This is a genomic window from Bradyrhizobium sp. 153 (assembly GCF_023073835.1).
Taxonomy (GTDB): Bacteria; Pseudomonadota; Alphaproteobacteria; order Rhizobiales; family Xanthobacteraceae; genus Bradyrhizobium.
This window is the reverse complement of the sequence record NZ_JADPKH010000074.1, coordinates 181,958-197,038: the sequence shown is the minus strand read 5'-3', so window position 1 is coordinate 197,038 and position 15,081 is coordinate 181,958. Positions and strand designations below refer to the sequence as shown.

The following is a 15,081-nucleotide window of genomic DNA, read 5'->3' as shown; positions in this document are numbered from 1 at the left end:
GCGAATGCGCGTGAGCACGTTGAGGCCAACAACAAAGCCAAGGCCGCGTGTGCAAAGGCGTCATAGGACCGTCTGAATGTTTTACTGGCTGATCGAGCTCTCCAACACATTTCCGGGATTCGGTGCGTTTCGCACCTTCCTGAACGTCTTCCGCTATATCACCTTCCGCACCGGCGGCGCCATCGTCACCGGCGCGCTGTTCGTGTTCCTGTTCGGTCCCTGGATCATCGATCATTTGCGCATCCGTCAGGGCAAGGGCCAGCCGATCCGCACCGACGGTCCGCAATCGCACCTCGCCAAGAAGGGCACGCCCACCATGGGCGGGCTGATGATCCTGTCCGGCCTGACCGTCGGTACCGTGCTGTGGGCCAATCCGCTCAACCCCTATGTCTGGATCGTGCTGGCGGTGACGCTCGGTTTCGGCTTCGTCGGTTTCTATGACGATTACCTCAAGGTGACCAAGCAGACCACGACCGGGTTCGGCAGCAAGCTTCGCCTATTGATCGAGGCGGTGATCGCGCTGGTTGCCTGCTACGCGCTGGTGCGGCTGAATCGCGATCCGGCGTCGACCGCGCTGACGATTCCGTTCCTGAAAGACACCGTGCTGCATTTCGGCTGGTTCTTCGTCGTGTTCGGCGCCTTCGTCATTGTCGGTGCCGGCAACGCCGTGAACCTCACCGACGGCCTCGACGGGCTTGCCATCGTGCCGGTGATGATCGCGACGGCGAGCTTTGCGATGATCGCCTATCTCGCCGGCAACGCCGTGTTCGCCGACTATCTCCAGATCAAATATGTCGCCGGTACCGGCGAGCTCGCGGTGCTCTGCGGCGCATTGCTGGGCGCCGGTCTCGGCTTCCTCTGGTTCAACGCACCGCCAGCCTCGATCTTCATGGGCGACACCGGCTCGCTCGCGCTCGGCGGCATGCTCGGCGCCATCGCGGTGGCGGTGAAGCACGAGATCGTGCTCGCGGTGATCGGTGGCCTGTTCGTGCTGGAGGCGGTCTCCGTCATCGTGCAGGTGGTGTCGTTCAAGCTCACGGGAAAACGCATCTTCAGGATGGCGCCGATCCATCACCATTTCGAGCAGCTCGGCTGGACCGAGCCGCAGATCGTGATCCGCTTCTGGATCATCTCGGTGATGCTGGCGCTCGCCGGCCTGTCGACGCTGAAGCTGCGGTGATGGATCGATGATTCCGGTCACGTCCTTTGCCGGCAAGACTGTCGCTGTGTTCGGCCTCGGCGGTTCGGGGCTCGCCTCCTGCCATGCGTTGAAAGCCGGTGGCGCCGAGGTGATCGCCGCCGACGACAATGCCGAGAACATCGCCAAGGCGGCGCAAGCCGGCTTCGTCACCGCGGATTTGCGCAACATCTCGTGGGCGAGTTTTGCCGCATTGGTGCTCGCGCCCGGCGTGCCGCTGACCCATCCGGTGCCGCATTGGAGCGTCTTGAAGGCGCGCGAGGCCGGCATTGAGGTGATCGGCGACATCGAGCTGTTCTGCCGCGAGCGGCGCCGCCACGCGCCGGATGCCCCGTTCGTCGCCATCACCGGCACCAATGGCAAGTCGACCACGACGGCGCTGATCGCGCACCTGACGAAAGTGGCCGGCTACGACACCCAGATGGGCGGCAATATCGGCACCGCGATCCTGTCGCTGCAGCCGCCGCGCATGGGCCGCGTCCACGTCATCGAGATGTCCTCCTACCAGATCGACCTCGCGCCCTCGCTCGATCCTTCCGTCGGCATCCTGCTCAATGTCAGCGAGGACCACATCGACCGCCACGGCACGATTGCGCATTACGCCGCGGTGAAGGAGCGTCTCGTCGCCGGTGTGCAGGCGGGCGGCACCGCGATCGTCGGCGTCGACGATGGGTTTTGCCGCGACATCGCCGACCGGCTCGACCGCGCCGGCAAGAACGTAGTGCGTATCTCCGTCAAGAACCCGCTGGCGAGCGGCATCCATGTCGAGCACGGGAACATCGTGCGCACCTCGGGTGGCGCCCGCAGCGAAGTCGCTGCGCTCGGCGGTATCGGGTCGCTGCGTGGCCAGCACAATGCGCAGAACGCGGCCTGCGCCGCGGCCGCTGCGCTCGCGATGGGCATCAATCTTGATGTGCTCCAGAACGGCCTGCGCAGCTTTCCCGGCCTTGCGCACCGCATGGAGCAGGTCGGTCGCCGCGGTAACGTGCTGTTCGTCAACGACTCCAAAGGAACGAACGCCGACGCCACCGCGCACGCGTTGTCGTCCTTCGCCGACATCTTCTGGATCGCCGGCGGCAAGCCGAAGGCGGGTGGCATCACCAGCCTGACCTCCTTCTTCCCGCGTATCCGCAAGGCCTATCTGATCGGCGAGGCCGCGCAGGAATTCTCCGGCACGCTCGGCCGCGAGGTTGCGCACGAGATCAGCCAGACGCTGGACGTCGCGGTCGAGCATGCCGCGCGCGATGCGGAAGCCTCAGGGCTCACCGACGCAGTCGTGCTGCTGTCGCCCGCCTGCGCTTCCTTCGACCAGTACCGCAATTTCGAGATCCGCGGCACCAAGTTCCGCGAACTGGTGCAGGCGCTGCCGGGCGTGAAGCCGGTGGTGTGAGGATGTCGCGGCGACGCTGGACTGGAATTATCGTCGCTGCTCTTGCTGTCCCGGTCGCCGCGGGTTTCTTCTTTGCTGTCCTCATTGACAACGTCATGAGCGGATTCGGCGCGTGCCGCGTCGTTCGCTTCCCCCAGCGGCAGTAAGCTGGTTGTCGTGGTCTGGAAGGAGTGCGGAGCCACGGTACCCGACAGCACGCAGGCCAGCATCGTGGCTCGCGGTCGGACGTTCTCGCCTGAGAGTACGCCGACGTTTCTTAGTGTGCGCGGGCACCTTGATCCCGTCGTCGCCTGGAGTAATGAGCGGGCTGTCAGGATCGGTTTCATTCCCGGTCCAAACCAGGTCTACAAGCGCGATCAGCGCGCGGGGGACATCACGATCAATTACGAGTAGCGCTATCGTGTCCCGGACGCGGTGCGGCACGAAGTGACGCTCCGCAGAGCCGGGACCCACAAGCCGCTGGGCCCCGGCTCAGCAGCGCACCACGCCGCGAAGAGGCGGCGCGCTGCGCTGCGTCCGGGGCACGAGACTGTTCACAACTTCATCCACTTCCATTAACCCCCCGGTAACCAACCTCGGCGACCAATGGACTATCTCTGTCCGAAAGCGGCCGCCCATGCTCTCCCGTGAAGAACGCACCCCCTTTTCCGAGTGGTGGTGGACCGTCGACAAGCCGCTGATGGGCGCCATCCTGGCGCTGATGCTGACCGGGGTGATCCTGTCGCTGGCGGCGAGTCCGCCGGTTGCGACCCGCATCGGCCTCGATCCCTTCCATTTCTTCGGCCGTCATGTGTTGTTCCTGGCGCCGTCCTGCCTGGTGCTGGTCGGCGTCTCCTTCCTCTCGCCGCGGGCGATCCGCCGCTCGGCCCTGATCATCTTCGCAGCGAGCATCATCCTGATCGTGCTCACGCTCGCTATCGGCCCGGAGGTGAAGGGCTCGCGGCGCTGGATCACGCTGCTCGGCGTCAACATCCAGGCCTCCGAGATCGCAAAGCCGTCGTTCGTCGTCATCGCCGCCTGGCTGTTCGCGGAATCGACCAGGCGGCCGGAGATGCCGGCGACCTCGATGGCGCTGGTGCTGCTCTTGATGCTGGTCGCGCTGCTGGTGATGGAGCCGGATTTCGGCCAGACCATGCTGATCCTGATGGTGTGGGGCTCGCTGTTCTTCATCGCCGGCATGCGCATGGTCTGGGTGTTCGGGCTTGCAGGCCTGGGCGCGGCCGGCCTGTTCAGCGCCTACCTTTTTGTTCCCCATGTAGCGGGTCGCATCAGGCGCTTCATGAACCCGGCCTCTGGCGACACCTTCCAGGTCGATACTGCCATGGAAGCCTTCTACAATGGTGGCTGGTTCGGGCTCGGACCGGGCGAGGGCATAGCAAAACGCAGCCTGCCGGACAGCCATACCGATTTCGTGTTCGCGGTCGCCGCCGAAGAGTTCGGCATCATTCTGTGCCTGGCCATGCTGGCGCTGTTCGCTTTCGTCGTCATCCGCACGCTGTCGCGCGCCTATGCCAATGAGGACATGTTCTCGCGCTTTGCGGCCTCTGGCCTTGCCATCCTGTTCGGCGTGCAGGCGGCGATCAACATGTCCGTCAATCTCCAGCTCATCCCTGCCAAGGGCATGACGCTGCCGTTCATCTCCTATGGCGGCTCCTCGATCGTGTCGCTGGCGTATGGCGTCGGCATGATGCTGGCGCTGACGCGGCTGCGTCCGCGCACCGAGGTTGAGGCAAGCGGCCACGCCGAGGCCATGCGCAGCTACGCGTGATCCTCAGCCCGAGGAGCCGCGCTTCGCGCAGCGTCTCGAAGGGCGCGGCCACCGGTCGGGCCTTCATCCTTCGAGATGCGCGTTCCGCGCTCCTCAGGATGAGGAACTGGTAGTCCGGCCGACTGCGCTCGCAATGACAGCGGAGGACTTGTAAAAGGGCAGTTATGGACACGTCCCCCCTGATTCTTCTCGCCGCGGGCGGCACCGGCGGCCATCTGTTCCCGGCCGAGGCGCTCGGCGTCGAATTGATCCGGCGCGGCTTTCGCGTCCGCCTCGTCACTGACGAGCGCGCACTGCGCTATAGCGGCCTCTTCAGCAAGGACATGATCGACGTGGTGAGCAGCGAGACTGCGCGCGGTCGCAATCCGTTCCAGCTTGCCTATGCCGGCCTCACGCTCGCCGCCGGCACGCTTTCCGCCTACACTCTGATCAAGCGATTGAAGCCCGTTGCCGTCGTCGGCTTTGGTGGCTATCCGACGTTGCCGCCGTTGGTTGCGGCAAAATTCGCCGGCGTGCCCGGCATCATCCACGACGCCAACGCTGTGCTCGGCCGCGCCAACCGGTTCCTGTCGAGCCGCGTCCGCGCCATCGCGACGTCCTTGCCCGGCGTGCTCGACCGCGATCCGGCGCTATCGGGCAAGACCACGACGGTCGGCACGCCGATGCGGCCCGCGATCCTCGCGGCTGCAGCGGTGAAATATGTCGCGCCTGAAGTGAGCGGCCCGCTGCGCCTGCTCGTCGTCGGCGGCAGCCAGGGCGCGCGCATCATGGCCGACATCGTGCCGGGCGCGATCGAGCGGCTCGAGCCTGCGCTGTGGAGCCGCCTCGTCCTCACCCAGCAGGTGCGCGAGGAGGACATGAATCGCGTTCGCGCGGTTTACGACAAGCTCAAGATCAAGGCCGAGCTCGCACCCTTCTTCACGGATCTGCCGGCACGGCTCGCCTCCAACCATCTGGTGGTGTCGCGTTCCGGCGCGGGTACGGTCGCCGAGCTTGCCGCGATCGGGCGGCCCTCGATCCTGGTGCCGCTCCCCGGCTCGATCGACCAGGACCAGTTCGCCAATGCCGGCGTGCTGGCGAAGGTCGATGGCGCCATCCGCATCCCGCAGACCGAGTTCAGCTCGGATCGCCTTGCCGCCGAAATCTCCGCCTTCGCCGCCGAGCCGGGGCGTCTTGCTGCCATGGCCGAAGCGGCCCGCAGCGCGGGCCGGCTCGATGCGGCTGAGCGGCTCGCCGATCTGGTGGTCAAAGTCGCGGGAATCTGACGCGAAAAAGCCCTTGTCATCGCCTTCCAAAGCGGGGCATCCAGTAGGAAAGGCGCGCGGCTGATTTGGCCGTGACCTTCGCCAGATGCCGCCTTCGCGGGCGGCGAGGTCAGGGAACAGAGCATGAGACTGCCGCGCGAGATCGGACCCATCCACTTCGTCGGGATTGGCGGGATCGGCATGAGCGGCATCGCCGAGGTGCTGATCAATCTCGGCTATGCCGTGCAGGGTTCCGACGCCGCCGACAATTACAATCTCGACCGTCTGCGCAAGAAGGGCGCGAAAGTCTCGGTCGGCCACAAGGCCGAGAACGTCGACGGCGCCGAGGTCGTTGTGGTCTCCACCGCGATCAAGCGCGACAATCCGGAGCTGATGGCTGCGCGCGAGCGGCGCATTCCCGTGGTGCGTCGCGCCGAGATGCTGGCCGAGCTGATGCGGCTGAAGAGCTGCGTCGCGATTGCCGGCACCCACGGCAAGACCACGACGACCACGATGGTCGCAGCGCTGCTCGATGCCGGCGGGCTCGATCCGACCGTGATCAACGGCGGCATCATCAATGCTTACGGATCCAACGCACGTCTTGGCGCCGGCGACTGGATGGTGGTGGAAGCCGACGAGAGCGACGGCACGTTCCTGAAGCTGCCGACCGATGTCGCCATCGTCACCAATGTCGACCCCGAGCATCTTGATCACTTCAAGACCTTCGATGCCGTGCAGGATGCGTTCCGTCATTTCGTCGAGAACCTGCCGTTTTATGGCTTTGCCGTGATGTGCATCGATCATCCCGTGGTGCAGAGCCTCGTCGGCAGGATCGAGGATCGTCGCATCATCACTTACGGCGAGAATCCGCAAGCCGACGTGCGGCTGGTCGGCCTCACGGCGGGCGGCGGCGGCTCGAAATTCAAGGTCGTGATCCGCGACCGCAAGAGCGGGGCTGTGCACGAGATCGCCGACCTCGCGCTGCCGATGCCGGGCCGGCACAACGCCTCGAATGCGGCGGCGGCAATTGCGGTCGCGCACACGCTCGGTGTTCCCGATGACAAGATCCGCAGTGCCATCGCAGCCTTTGGCGGCGTTAAGCGGCGCTTCACCAAGACCGGCGAGTGGAACGGCGTCACCGTCATCGACGATTACGGCCATCACCCGGTCGAGATTGCCGCCGTGCTGAAAGCGGCGCGCGATTCCTACACCGGCAAGGTAATCGCCGTGGTGCAGCCGCATCGCTACACCCGCCTGCAATCGTTGTTCGAGGAATTCTGCACCTGCTTCAACGATGCGGATGCGGTGATCGTCGCCGACGTCTATGCCGCCGGCGAGGCGCCGATCGAAGGCATCGATCGCGACCATTTCGTCGAAGGCCTGCGCGCCCACGGCCACCGCGAGGCGATTCCGCTGCCGGCGGCGTCGGAACTCGCCGGCATCGTCAAGGGATTGGCGAAATCAGGCGATCTCGTCGTGTGCCTTGGCGCCGGCAACATCACACAGTGGGCATATTCCTTGCCGGATGAGTTGAAGGCGCTGGGGTAGGGCGGTGGAATTTCCCGACATCACGCCCTCACTCAGAGCCGCGATGCCGCAACTGCGCGGTCGGCTGCTCGCCAATCAGTCGCTGGCCGAACTCACCTGGTTTCGCGTCGGCGGTCCCGCGCAGGTGCTGTTCACGCCGGCGGATGAAGACGACCTCGCTTACTTTCTTGCGCATCTCGCTACCGACATTCCGGTCTATGTCGTCGGCGTCGGCTCCAACCTTATTGTGCGCGATGGCGGTATTGCGGGCGTGGTGATTCGTCTTGCACCGCGCGCCTTCGGCGAGACGAGCGCGAGCGGCGATGTCGTCACCGCGGGTGCGGCGACACTCGACAAGCGCGTGGCGGAAGTCGCGGCCGCCGCCAATATCGGCGGCCTCGAATTCTATTTCGGCATTCCCGGCACCATCGGCGGCGCGCTGCGCATGAATGCGGGAGCCAATGGCGGAGAGACCAAGGACGTGCTGATCGAGGCGCGAGGCGTCGGCCGCGACGGCACGAAGCATGTCTTCTCCAATGCCGAGATGAAATTCGCCTACCGCAACAGCGGGGTCGATCCGTCCATCATCTTCACCTCCGCGCGATTTGGCGGCGAGATCAGGGATACCGATGCGATCCGCGCGCGCATGGCGGAGGTGCAGAGCCATCGCGAGACCGCGCAGCCGATCCGCGAGAAGACCGGCGGCTCGACCTTCCAGAATCCGCCCGGCCATTCCGCCTGGAAGCTGATCGACGCGGCCGGCTGCCGGGGCTTGCGCGTCGGCGGAGCGCAGGTCTCGGAGATGCACTGCAATTTCCTAATCAACACCGGCGAGGCCACCGCGCACGATATCGAGACTCTGGGCGAGACCGTGCGCGAACGCGTGAAGGCGAATTCCGGAATTGAGCTACACTGGGAAATCAAGCGGATCGGGGTTTCCGTATAATTGTCGTTCCGGGGCGGTGCGCGGCGCCGAACCCGGAACCTCGAGATTCCGGGTTCGCGCTTTGCGCGCCCCGGAATGACAAAAAGACAGAGGCGACGAGACACCATGCGCATCACCATCCTCTTCGGCGGCTCCAACCGCGAACGTCTGGTTTCGGTCGCCTCGGCCCAGGCGCTGCACCAGGCGCTGCCCGAGGCCGATCTGTGGTGGTGGGATGTCGAGGACAAGGTGCATGTCGTGCAGTCGAAGCAGTTGCTCGACCATGCCCGTCCGTTCGAGGACGAGTTCAAGCCCGGTACGCGCGGCATTCCGCTGGCGCAGGCGCTCGACCAGGCCAAGGCGGAAGGCCGGGTGCTGGTGCTCGGCCTGCATGGCGGGCGTGCCGAGAACGGCGAATTGCAGCTGATGTGCGAGGCGCGCGGCGTGGCCTTCACCGGATCGGGCTCGGCCTCCTCGCATCTCGCTTTCGACAAGATCGCGGCCAAGCGGTTTGCTGCGCTCGGCGGCGTGACGCCGCCGGCCAACGTTGCGCTCGACAACATCGACGAGGCTTTCGCCGAATACGGCCGGCTGATCGCAAAGCCGGCGCGCGACGGATCGAGCTACGGCCTGATCTTCGTCAACGCCAAGCAGGATCTCGTCGCGGTCCGCAACGCGGCGAAGCACGAAGAGTACGTCATCGAGCCCTACGTCGCCGGCGTCGAGGCGACCTGCGGCGTGCTGGAGCGCACCGATGGCTCGATCATCGCGCTGCCGCCGATCGAGATCATTCCGGGCGAGGGCAATTTCGACTACGCCGCGAAATATCTTTCGAAGTCGACCCAGGAGATCTGCCCGGGCCGTTTTGCACCCGAGATCACCGCTGCGCTGAGGGAGCAGGCGATGCTGGCGCATCGGGCGATGTCCTGTGATGGCTATTCCCGCTCGGACTTCATCGTCTCGGACAAGGGCCTCGTCTATCTCGAAACCAACACGCTCCCCGGGTTGACCAACTCTTCACTCTACCCCAAGGCGTTGAAGGCCGAGGGCATCGCGTTCGTCGACTTCCTGCGCGGCCTGATCGAGCTCGCCGAGCGGCGGGCCCGGAAATAATTAGGACTGGTTAACGGCCGAACCGCCGAAACGACCCGATTTGGGGCCGAAAGCCGGCAAAATGCCGGACATCGCGGCATAAATGCCTCACATCGCGAGGCAAAAAGCATCCCGCGTTAACGAATTTTACCTTTTGTTTACCAGGACGTCCGAAGGTTAACGCTGGCGGCGCATATGGCGCTTTGGTTGCCGGCGCGTGAGCTGTTGCGGGTGATGTCACCTCCAGCGAACGCTTTGAAGGGGAGAGGTTTTCTTCTGAAGACCAGCCTCCCGGTCCGGCAGGCCCGAGACGTCATGTTCGCCAGGATCCGCGCGATGTCGCGGGCAAACTGTTGAGCTCGTGCAATGGATGGTGCAGGAAGCCTCACCCGGTCGCTTCTGAGATCGCTGAGGCCCCAAGCTGACCTGAAAGCGGCCGCTATCGGAGCGGTCGTGCTTCTGCGCGAGTGGGTGCAGGACAAGCACGCCGAGGCGCGCGCCGCCGCCAAGGACAAGATCAAGACCAAGGCCAGGGTGAAGGCCGTCGTCGAGCGCGAGCCGCCGCCGCGTGTGGTCGCGCTCGTCGAGCGCTATCTGCCGCGCCGGGTCGGGATCAGCATGACCGTGCTGCTCCTGATCGGAAGCTGCGGCTTCGGCATCGTCAAGGGCGGCCATCTCCAGGATTTCATCACCGCGGTGAACGATGCCCGCAACGCGCTAGCCAATTCCGCCGGCTTCCGCATCACCTCCGTCGTGATCAACGGCCGCAAGCAGCTGACCCAGGACGAGATCCTCGCGATTGGCGGCGTCAGTGGTCGCTCCTCGCTGCTGTTCCTCGACGCCGAGGCGGTGCGCGACAAGCTCAAGGCCAATCCCTGGATTGCGGACGCGACCGTACTGAAGCTCTATCCGGGCCAGCTCATGATCGAGCTCACCGAACGTAAGCCGTTCGCGCTGTGGCAGGAGGCCGGCCGGCTCTCCGTAATCGCCGATGACGGCGCCGTGCTCGAACCCTATGTCTCGCGCCGCTTCCTGTCGCTGCCGCTCGTGGTCGGCAAGGGCGCCGAGGCGCAGGCTCGCGATTTCCTCGCCCTGCTGGCGCGTTATCCGCAGGTCAATTCGGTGACGAAAGCCGCGATCTATGTCGGCGAGCGGCGCTGGAATCTGAGGCTCAAGGACGGTCTCGACATCCGCCTGCCCGAGCAGGACGTCGGCAACGCGCTCGCGATGCTGTCCAAGCTCGACAAGGAGGACAGGCTGTTCTCCCGCGACATCGTCGCTGTCGACATGCGCCTGCCTGATCGTCTGGTGGTGCAGCTGTCCGACGACGCCGCCAAGGCGCGCGAGGAGCAGTTCAAGGACAAGAAGAAAAAGAAGGCCGGGGATTCCGCATGACCGGTCTCGATCGCACCCAGACGCCGAAGACACGCCCGATGCCGCACAAACGCGGCGGCATCGTCGCCTGCCTCGATATCGGCACCAGCAAGATCGCCTGCATGATCGCGCGGCTGAAGCCGTCGCCGCCGAGCGAGGCGTTGCGCGGCCGCACCCATGCCGTGGAATTGATCGGCTACAGCCAGATCCAGTCGCGCGGCATGAAGGCCGGCGCGGTGATCGACCTGACCGAATGCGAGCAGGCGGTGCGACAGGCCGTCGGGCTCGCGGAGACGATGGCCAAGGTGCGGGTCGAGTCCGTGCTGCTGTCGGTCTCCGGCGGCCGGCTCTCCGGCCAGCTGGTCGAGGCTGCCGCCGACATCCGAGGCGGCGCTGTGACCCCGGCCGATGTCAGCCGCGTCACCTCGACCGGCATGCGCCATGCCACGGGCGAAGGCCGCACCGTGCTGCACGCGCTCCCGGTCGGCTACACCCTCGACGGCGTCAAGGGCATCCGCGATCCCCGTGGCATGGTCGCGCACCAGTTCGGCGTCGACATGAATGTCGTCACCTGCGACGCCACCGTGGCGCGGAACCTGATGCTGGCAGTGGAGCGCTGCCACATCAATGTCGAAGCCATGGCGGCAAGCCCCTATGTCGCCGGCCTGTCGGTGCTGACCGATGACGAGGCCGATCTCGGCGCTGCCGTGGTCGAGATGGGCGCAGGCACCACCACGATCGCCGTCTATTCCGGCGGCCGTTTCGTGCATGCGGCCGGTTTTGCGGTCGGCGGGCAACACATCACGATGGATCTTGCGCGCGGACTCTCCGCGACCATTGCCGATGCCGAGCGAATCAAGACGTTATACGGGACCGTTATCACCGGCGGATCGGACTCGCGTGAGCTGATGTCTGTGCCGACAGCCGGTGACGAGCAGGATCTGCCGCAGATCGTCTCCCGCGCCACGATCGCCAACATCGTCAAGCACCGTGCCGAGGAAGTCTTCGAAATGGTTCGGGACAAGCTGAAGGATTCGCCTTTCGCCTCAGAGCCCAACGGCCGCGTCGTGCTCTCGGGCGGCGCCTCGCAGCTGACCGGCCTCGTCGAGCTCGGCACCCAAATTCTCGGCCGGCCCGTGCGGGTCGGACGTCCGCTCGGCTTCGGTCGGCTGCCCAACGAGGCGAAGAACGCCGCGTTCGCGGTGCCGGCCGGACTTCTCGTCTACCCGCAATATGTTCACCTCGAACATGTCGAACCGCGGCATACGCGGCAGCAGGTCAAGACAGGGACCGGCGGATACTTCGGAAAGGTCGGACGATGGCTACGCGAGGGCTTCTGATGACTGCTTTCCGCAATTGTCGATTTTCACCAACTCCCGCGGCCGCCGGCCGGGGCGAACCCACGCGCGCGTGATCGAGAGGCAGCAACCATGACCATCAGCATCAATGTTCCTGATATTCACGAACTGAAGCCCCGGATCACCGTGTTCGGCGTCGGCGGCGCCGGCGGCAATGCCGTCAATAACATGATCACGGCGGGCCTCCAGGGCGTCGACTTCGTGGTCGCCAACACCGACGCGCAGGCGCTGACGATGTCGAAAGCGCAGCGCATCGTGCAGATGGGCACGGCGGTCACCCAAGGCCTCGGCGCCGGCTCGCAGCCGAACGTCGGCGCCGCGGCGGCGGAAGAGGTGATCGACGAACTGCGCGACCATCTCTCGGGCGCCAACATGGTGTTCGTCACTGCCGGCATGGGCGGCGGCACCGGCACCGGCGCTGCACCCGTGATCGCCAAGACCGCGCGCGACATGGGCATTCTCACCGTCGGCGTCGTGACCAAGCCGTTCCACTTCGAGGGCGGCCGCCGCATGCGCACCGCCGAGGCGGGCATTAACGAGCTGCACAAGGTCGTGGACACGCTCCTGATCATCCCGAACCAGAACCTGTTCCGGGTCGCCAACGAGAAGACCACCTTCGCCGACGCCTTCGCGATGGCCGATCAGGTGCTCTATTCCGGCGTTGCCTGCATCACCGACCTGATGGTCAAGGAAGGCCTGATCAATCTCGATTTCGCCGACGTCCGCGCCGTCATGCGCGAGATGGGCAAGGCGATGATGGGCACCGGCGAGGCGTCGGGCGACAAGCGCGCGCTGACCGCCGCAGAAGCTGCCATCGCCAATCCGCTGATCGACGATAGCTCGATGAAGGGCGCCAAGGGCCTCCTCATCTCCATCACCGGCGGCAAGGACCTCACTCTGTTCGAGGTCGACGAGGCCGCGACCCGCATCCGCGAGGAGGTCGACCAGGACGCCAACATCATCGTCGGCGCGACCTTCGACGAAGCGCTCGATGGTCTGATCCGCGTCTCGGTCGTTGCCACCGGCATCGAGCAGGCCGCGATCGCCCGCAACAGCCAGGCGACCTCCGCTCCTGTCGCGAACCCGGCTCCGCAGGCACAGCAGGCCGCCGCTGCTCCGGCCGTCGCTGCCGAGAGCCGTCTTGCCGATTTGACCGCGCGGCTCCGTGCCGACAATCAGCGTCTTGCCGAACGCGCCCAGAAGCTCGACGCGCAGGCCCCGGCGGCCGCGCCGGCTCCGGCCGGTGCCGCGCCCCGTCAGAACGTCGAGCGCGCTGCGCTCGCCGCCATCGCCGCCGCCGTCGCGGACGTCCCGCAGGCGCCCGCGCCGGTGCAGACCTACGGCGATGTCACCGTGCGCCCGATCGCGCAGAAGCCGACCCTGTTCCCGGAGCCGGAGCAGGCCCCGATCGCGATGCAGGAGCCGATGACGCCCGAAAACTTCATCCCGCCACAGGCCGAGCGCCCGCCGGTTCGCGCGCCGCGGATGCCGCGCCTTGAGGAACTGCCGATGCCGGCCCAAGCCGAGATTCGCCAGGCCCGCGGCGAGGTCGAGGAAGAGACCCCCCAGAAGAGCCGTCTGTCGCTGCTCCAGCGTCTCGCCAATGTCGGCCTCGGCCGTCGCGACGAGGAGAGCGAAGCGCCGATCGCCGCCCGCACCGCTGGTCCCGCGATGCCACCGCTGCCCGAGCGCCGACCGCAGAAGACCGTCGCGCAGCAGATCGCGACGAGCGAGCCGGTATCGGAGTATGCCCGCCGTCCGGCGCCGCAGGGCTTGGACATGCACGGTCGTCCCGCGCCTGTTGCGCCGGCGCCACAGGGAGACGACCATCTTGATATCCCGGCCTTCCTGCGGCGGCAGGCGACCTGAGGATTGTTACACCGAGCCAGACGAAAAAAGGTCCCGGCAACCCGTTTGCCGGGACCTTTTCTTTTGTCCCGTCCATGCCCGGATTGCGCGACTAAGTAGCTGATTTTAAATCATTAATTCCGCAGTTGATGGTTCAGTGAAACTGCCTATGACGGCCCCCAGACCTCAGTGCAATTTGGTTAAGCCTTGGCGCGAATACGGCGGGTTTGGGGTAACAATCGGTAAAAAAGCGTGAGTTGGCGCTGTTTGGGGCAGTGACTATGGTTTGCCCGTGACTTGGGGATACGGATTCGCGGGACGTCGGCACTGGCCGGCCGGGCGGGTCTCGTATAAGTCGCGGTGGTCGTAGTGGGGCGGGTTCCTGATGAAATTTAGCCGGCAAACAACGCTTCGTGCGCAAGCCTCGGTGGCAGGCGTGGGCGTTCATTCCGGTCTTCCCGTCACTCTCACGCTTGGGCCTGCGCCTGTCGACGCGGGCTTTGTTTTTGTCCGCACCGGGCTTGAGGGAAGTGACCGCGAAGTTCAAGCGACCGCCGAGCAGGTGATCGCGACCGACTTCGCCACCGTCCTCGGCGATCGCGACGGCCCGCTGGTCTCCACCGCCGAGCATGTGCTTGCTGCACTGCGCGGGATGGGTGTCGACAATGCCACGATCGAGATCGACGGGCCCGAAGTGCCGATCATGGACGGCAGTGCCGCCGCCTTCATTGCCGCGATCGACCAGGCCAGCATCGTCACCCAATCGGCCCAGCGCCGCTTCATTCAGGTTTTGAAGCCGATCTCGGTGAAGATCGGCGACTCCTTCGGCGAGATCAGGCCCTACGCCAATGGGTTCCGCACCGAGGTCGAGATCGACTTCACCAACCCCGTCATCGGCCAGCAGAGCTACGCCTTCGACCTCAGCCCCGAACGTTTCCGCCGCGAAGTCGGCCGGGCCCGGACTTTCGGGCTGATGGGCGATGTCGCGCGGCTCTGGAGCGCGGGTTATGCCCTCGGCGCCTCCTTCGACAATACCGTCGTGTTCGACGACGAGCGGCTGCTCAATACCGAGGGCCTGCGCTATGCCGACGAATGTGCCCGCCACAAGGTGCTGGATGTGATCGGCGACCTCGCGCTGGCCGGGCTGCCGCTGCTTGGCGCCTACCGCTCGGTGCGTGGCGGCCACAAGCTCAACCATGCCGTCCTGACCGCGCTGCTGGCCGACCGTACCGCCTGGCGGGTGGTCGAAGGCGAAACGGCCCGCCGCACCACGCGTCCGCAGGGCGAAGTTGGTCGCGGTATCGTCGGCGGCCGGATCGCCGCAGCCTACGGGCCGGACGTGTCCTGACAGACCTGT

At 65.6% G+C, this 15,081-nt stretch carries 11 protein-coding genes; all 11 read left to right on the top strand.

Annotated features, from left to right (window positions below):
- Positions 1-76: 76 nt before the first annotated feature.
- The 11 genes from mraY to lpxC all read left to right on the top strand — a co-directional run bounded on the left by mraY (position 77) and on the right by lpxC (position 15,072).
- Complete coding sequence (gene mraY / locus IVA91_RS17590) at positions 77-1,180, top strand: phospho-N-acetylmuramoyl-pentapeptide-transferase (protein WP_247278463.1); 1,104 nt, start codon at positions 77-79, stop codon at positions 1,178-1,180.
- A 7-nt stretch (positions 1,181-1,187) separates the two neighbouring features.
- A complete protein-coding gene (gene murD / locus IVA91_RS17585; protein ID WP_247278464.1) occupies positions 1,188-2,588 on the top strand; it encodes a UDP-N-acetylmuramoyl-L-alanine--D-glutamate ligase in 1,401 nt (466 codons plus the stop codon).
- A gap of 616 nt (positions 2,589-3,204) precedes the next feature.
- Entirely contained in the window at positions 3,205-4,356 is a 1,152-nt protein-coding gene (gene ftsW / locus IVA91_RS17580) for a putative lipid II flippase FtsW (RefSeq protein ID WP_247278465.1), read from the top strand.
- Between the two features lie 164 nt (positions 4,357-4,520).
- Positions 4,521-5,621 carry an undecaprenyldiphospho-muramoylpentapeptide beta-N-acetylglucosaminyltransferase gene (gene murG / locus IVA91_RS17575; protein WP_247278466.1) on the top strand — a complete coding sequence of 367 codons (1,101 nt, stop codon included), beginning with the start codon at positions 4,521-4,523 and terminating at the stop codon, positions 5,619-5,621.
- 123 nt (positions 5,622-5,744) lie between these two features.
- Entirely contained in the window at positions 5,745-7,148 is a 1,404-nt protein-coding gene (murC, locus tag IVA91_RS17570) for a UDP-N-acetylmuramate--L-alanine ligase (protein ID WP_247278467.1), read from the top strand.
- Positions 7,149-7,152: 4 nt separating this feature from the next.
- Positions 7,153-8,073: a UDP-N-acetylmuramate dehydrogenase gene (gene murB / locus IVA91_RS17565; RefSeq protein ID WP_247278468.1), complete on the top strand. Its 921-nt coding sequence runs from the start codon at positions 7,153-7,155 to the stop codon at positions 8,071-8,073.
- Positions 8,074-8,178: 105 nt separating this feature from the next.
- A complete protein-coding gene (locus IVA91_RS17560) occupies positions 8,179-9,165 on the top strand; it encodes a D-alanine--D-alanine ligase (RefSeq protein WP_247278469.1) in 987 nt (328 codons plus the stop codon).
- 345 nt (positions 9,166-9,510) lie between these two features.
- The gene (locus IVA91_RS17555) at positions 9,511-10,539 is read left to right on the top strand and encodes a cell division protein FtsQ/DivIB (protein WP_247278470.1); all 1,029 of its coding nucleotides are present in this window, start codon (positions 9,511-9,513) and stop codon (positions 10,537-10,539) included.
- Complete coding sequence (gene ftsA / locus IVA91_RS17550; protein ID WP_247278471.1) at positions 10,536-11,858, top strand: cell division protein FtsA; 1,323 nt, start codon at positions 10,536-10,538, stop codon at positions 11,856-11,858. The genes IVA91_RS17555 and ftsA overlap by 4 nt, the downstream gene beginning before the upstream one ends.
- 90 nt (positions 11,859-11,948) lie before the next feature.
- Positions 11,949-13,745, top strand: coding sequence for a cell division protein FtsZ (gene ftsZ, locus IVA91_RS17545; RefSeq protein ID WP_247278472.1), 1,797 nt, complete (start codon positions 11,949-11,951; stop codon positions 13,743-13,745).
- A 364-nt stretch (positions 13,746-14,109) separates the two neighbouring features.
- Positions 14,110-15,072: a UDP-3-O-acyl-N-acetylglucosamine deacetylase gene (gene lpxC / locus IVA91_RS17540; RefSeq protein WP_247420297.1), complete on the top strand. Its 963-nt coding sequence runs from the start codon at positions 14,110-14,112 to the stop codon at positions 15,070-15,072.
- The last annotated feature ends 9 nt before the right edge of the window (positions 15,073-15,081 follow it).

What these genes read in the sequence shown, in the direction of transcription:
- ftsW (WP_247278465.1), top strand. Translation starts at nt 3,205, where the DNA reads ATGCTCTCCCGTGAAGAACGCACCCCCTTTTCCGAGTGGTGGTGGACC.
- lpxC (WP_247420297.1), top strand. Translation starts at nt 14,110, where the DNA reads ATGAAATTTAGCCGGCAAACAACGCTTCGTGCGCAAGCCTCGGTGGCA.
- IVA91_RS17555 (WP_247278470.1), top strand. Translation starts at nt 9,511, where the DNA reads ATGGATGGTGCAGGAAGCCTCACCCGGTCGCTTCTGAGATCGCTGAGG.
- ftsA (WP_247278471.1), top strand. Translation starts at nt 10,536, where the DNA reads ATGACCGGTCTCGATCGCACCCAGACGCCGAAGACACGCCCGATGCCG.
- mraY (WP_247278463.1), top strand. Translation starts at nt 77, where the DNA reads ATGTTTTACTGGCTGATCGAGCTCTCCAACACATTTCCGGGATTCGGT.
- murG (WP_247278466.1), top strand. Translation starts at nt 4,521, where the DNA reads ATGGACACGTCCCCCCTGATTCTTCTCGCCGCGGGCGGCACCGGCGGC.
- ftsZ (WP_247278472.1), top strand. Translation starts at nt 11,949, where the DNA reads ATGACCATCAGCATCAATGTTCCTGATATTCACGAACTGAAGCCCCGG.
- IVA91_RS17560 (WP_247278469.1), top strand. Translation starts at nt 8,179, where the DNA reads ATGCGCATCACCATCCTCTTCGGCGGCTCCAACCGCGAACGTCTGGTT.
- murC (WP_247278467.1), top strand. Translation starts at nt 5,745, where the DNA reads ATGAGACTGCCGCGCGAGATCGGACCCATCCACTTCGTCGGGATTGGC.
- murD (WP_247278464.1), top strand. Translation starts at nt 1,188, where the DNA reads ATGATTCCGGTCACGTCCTTTGCCGGCAAGACTGTCGCTGTGTTCGGC.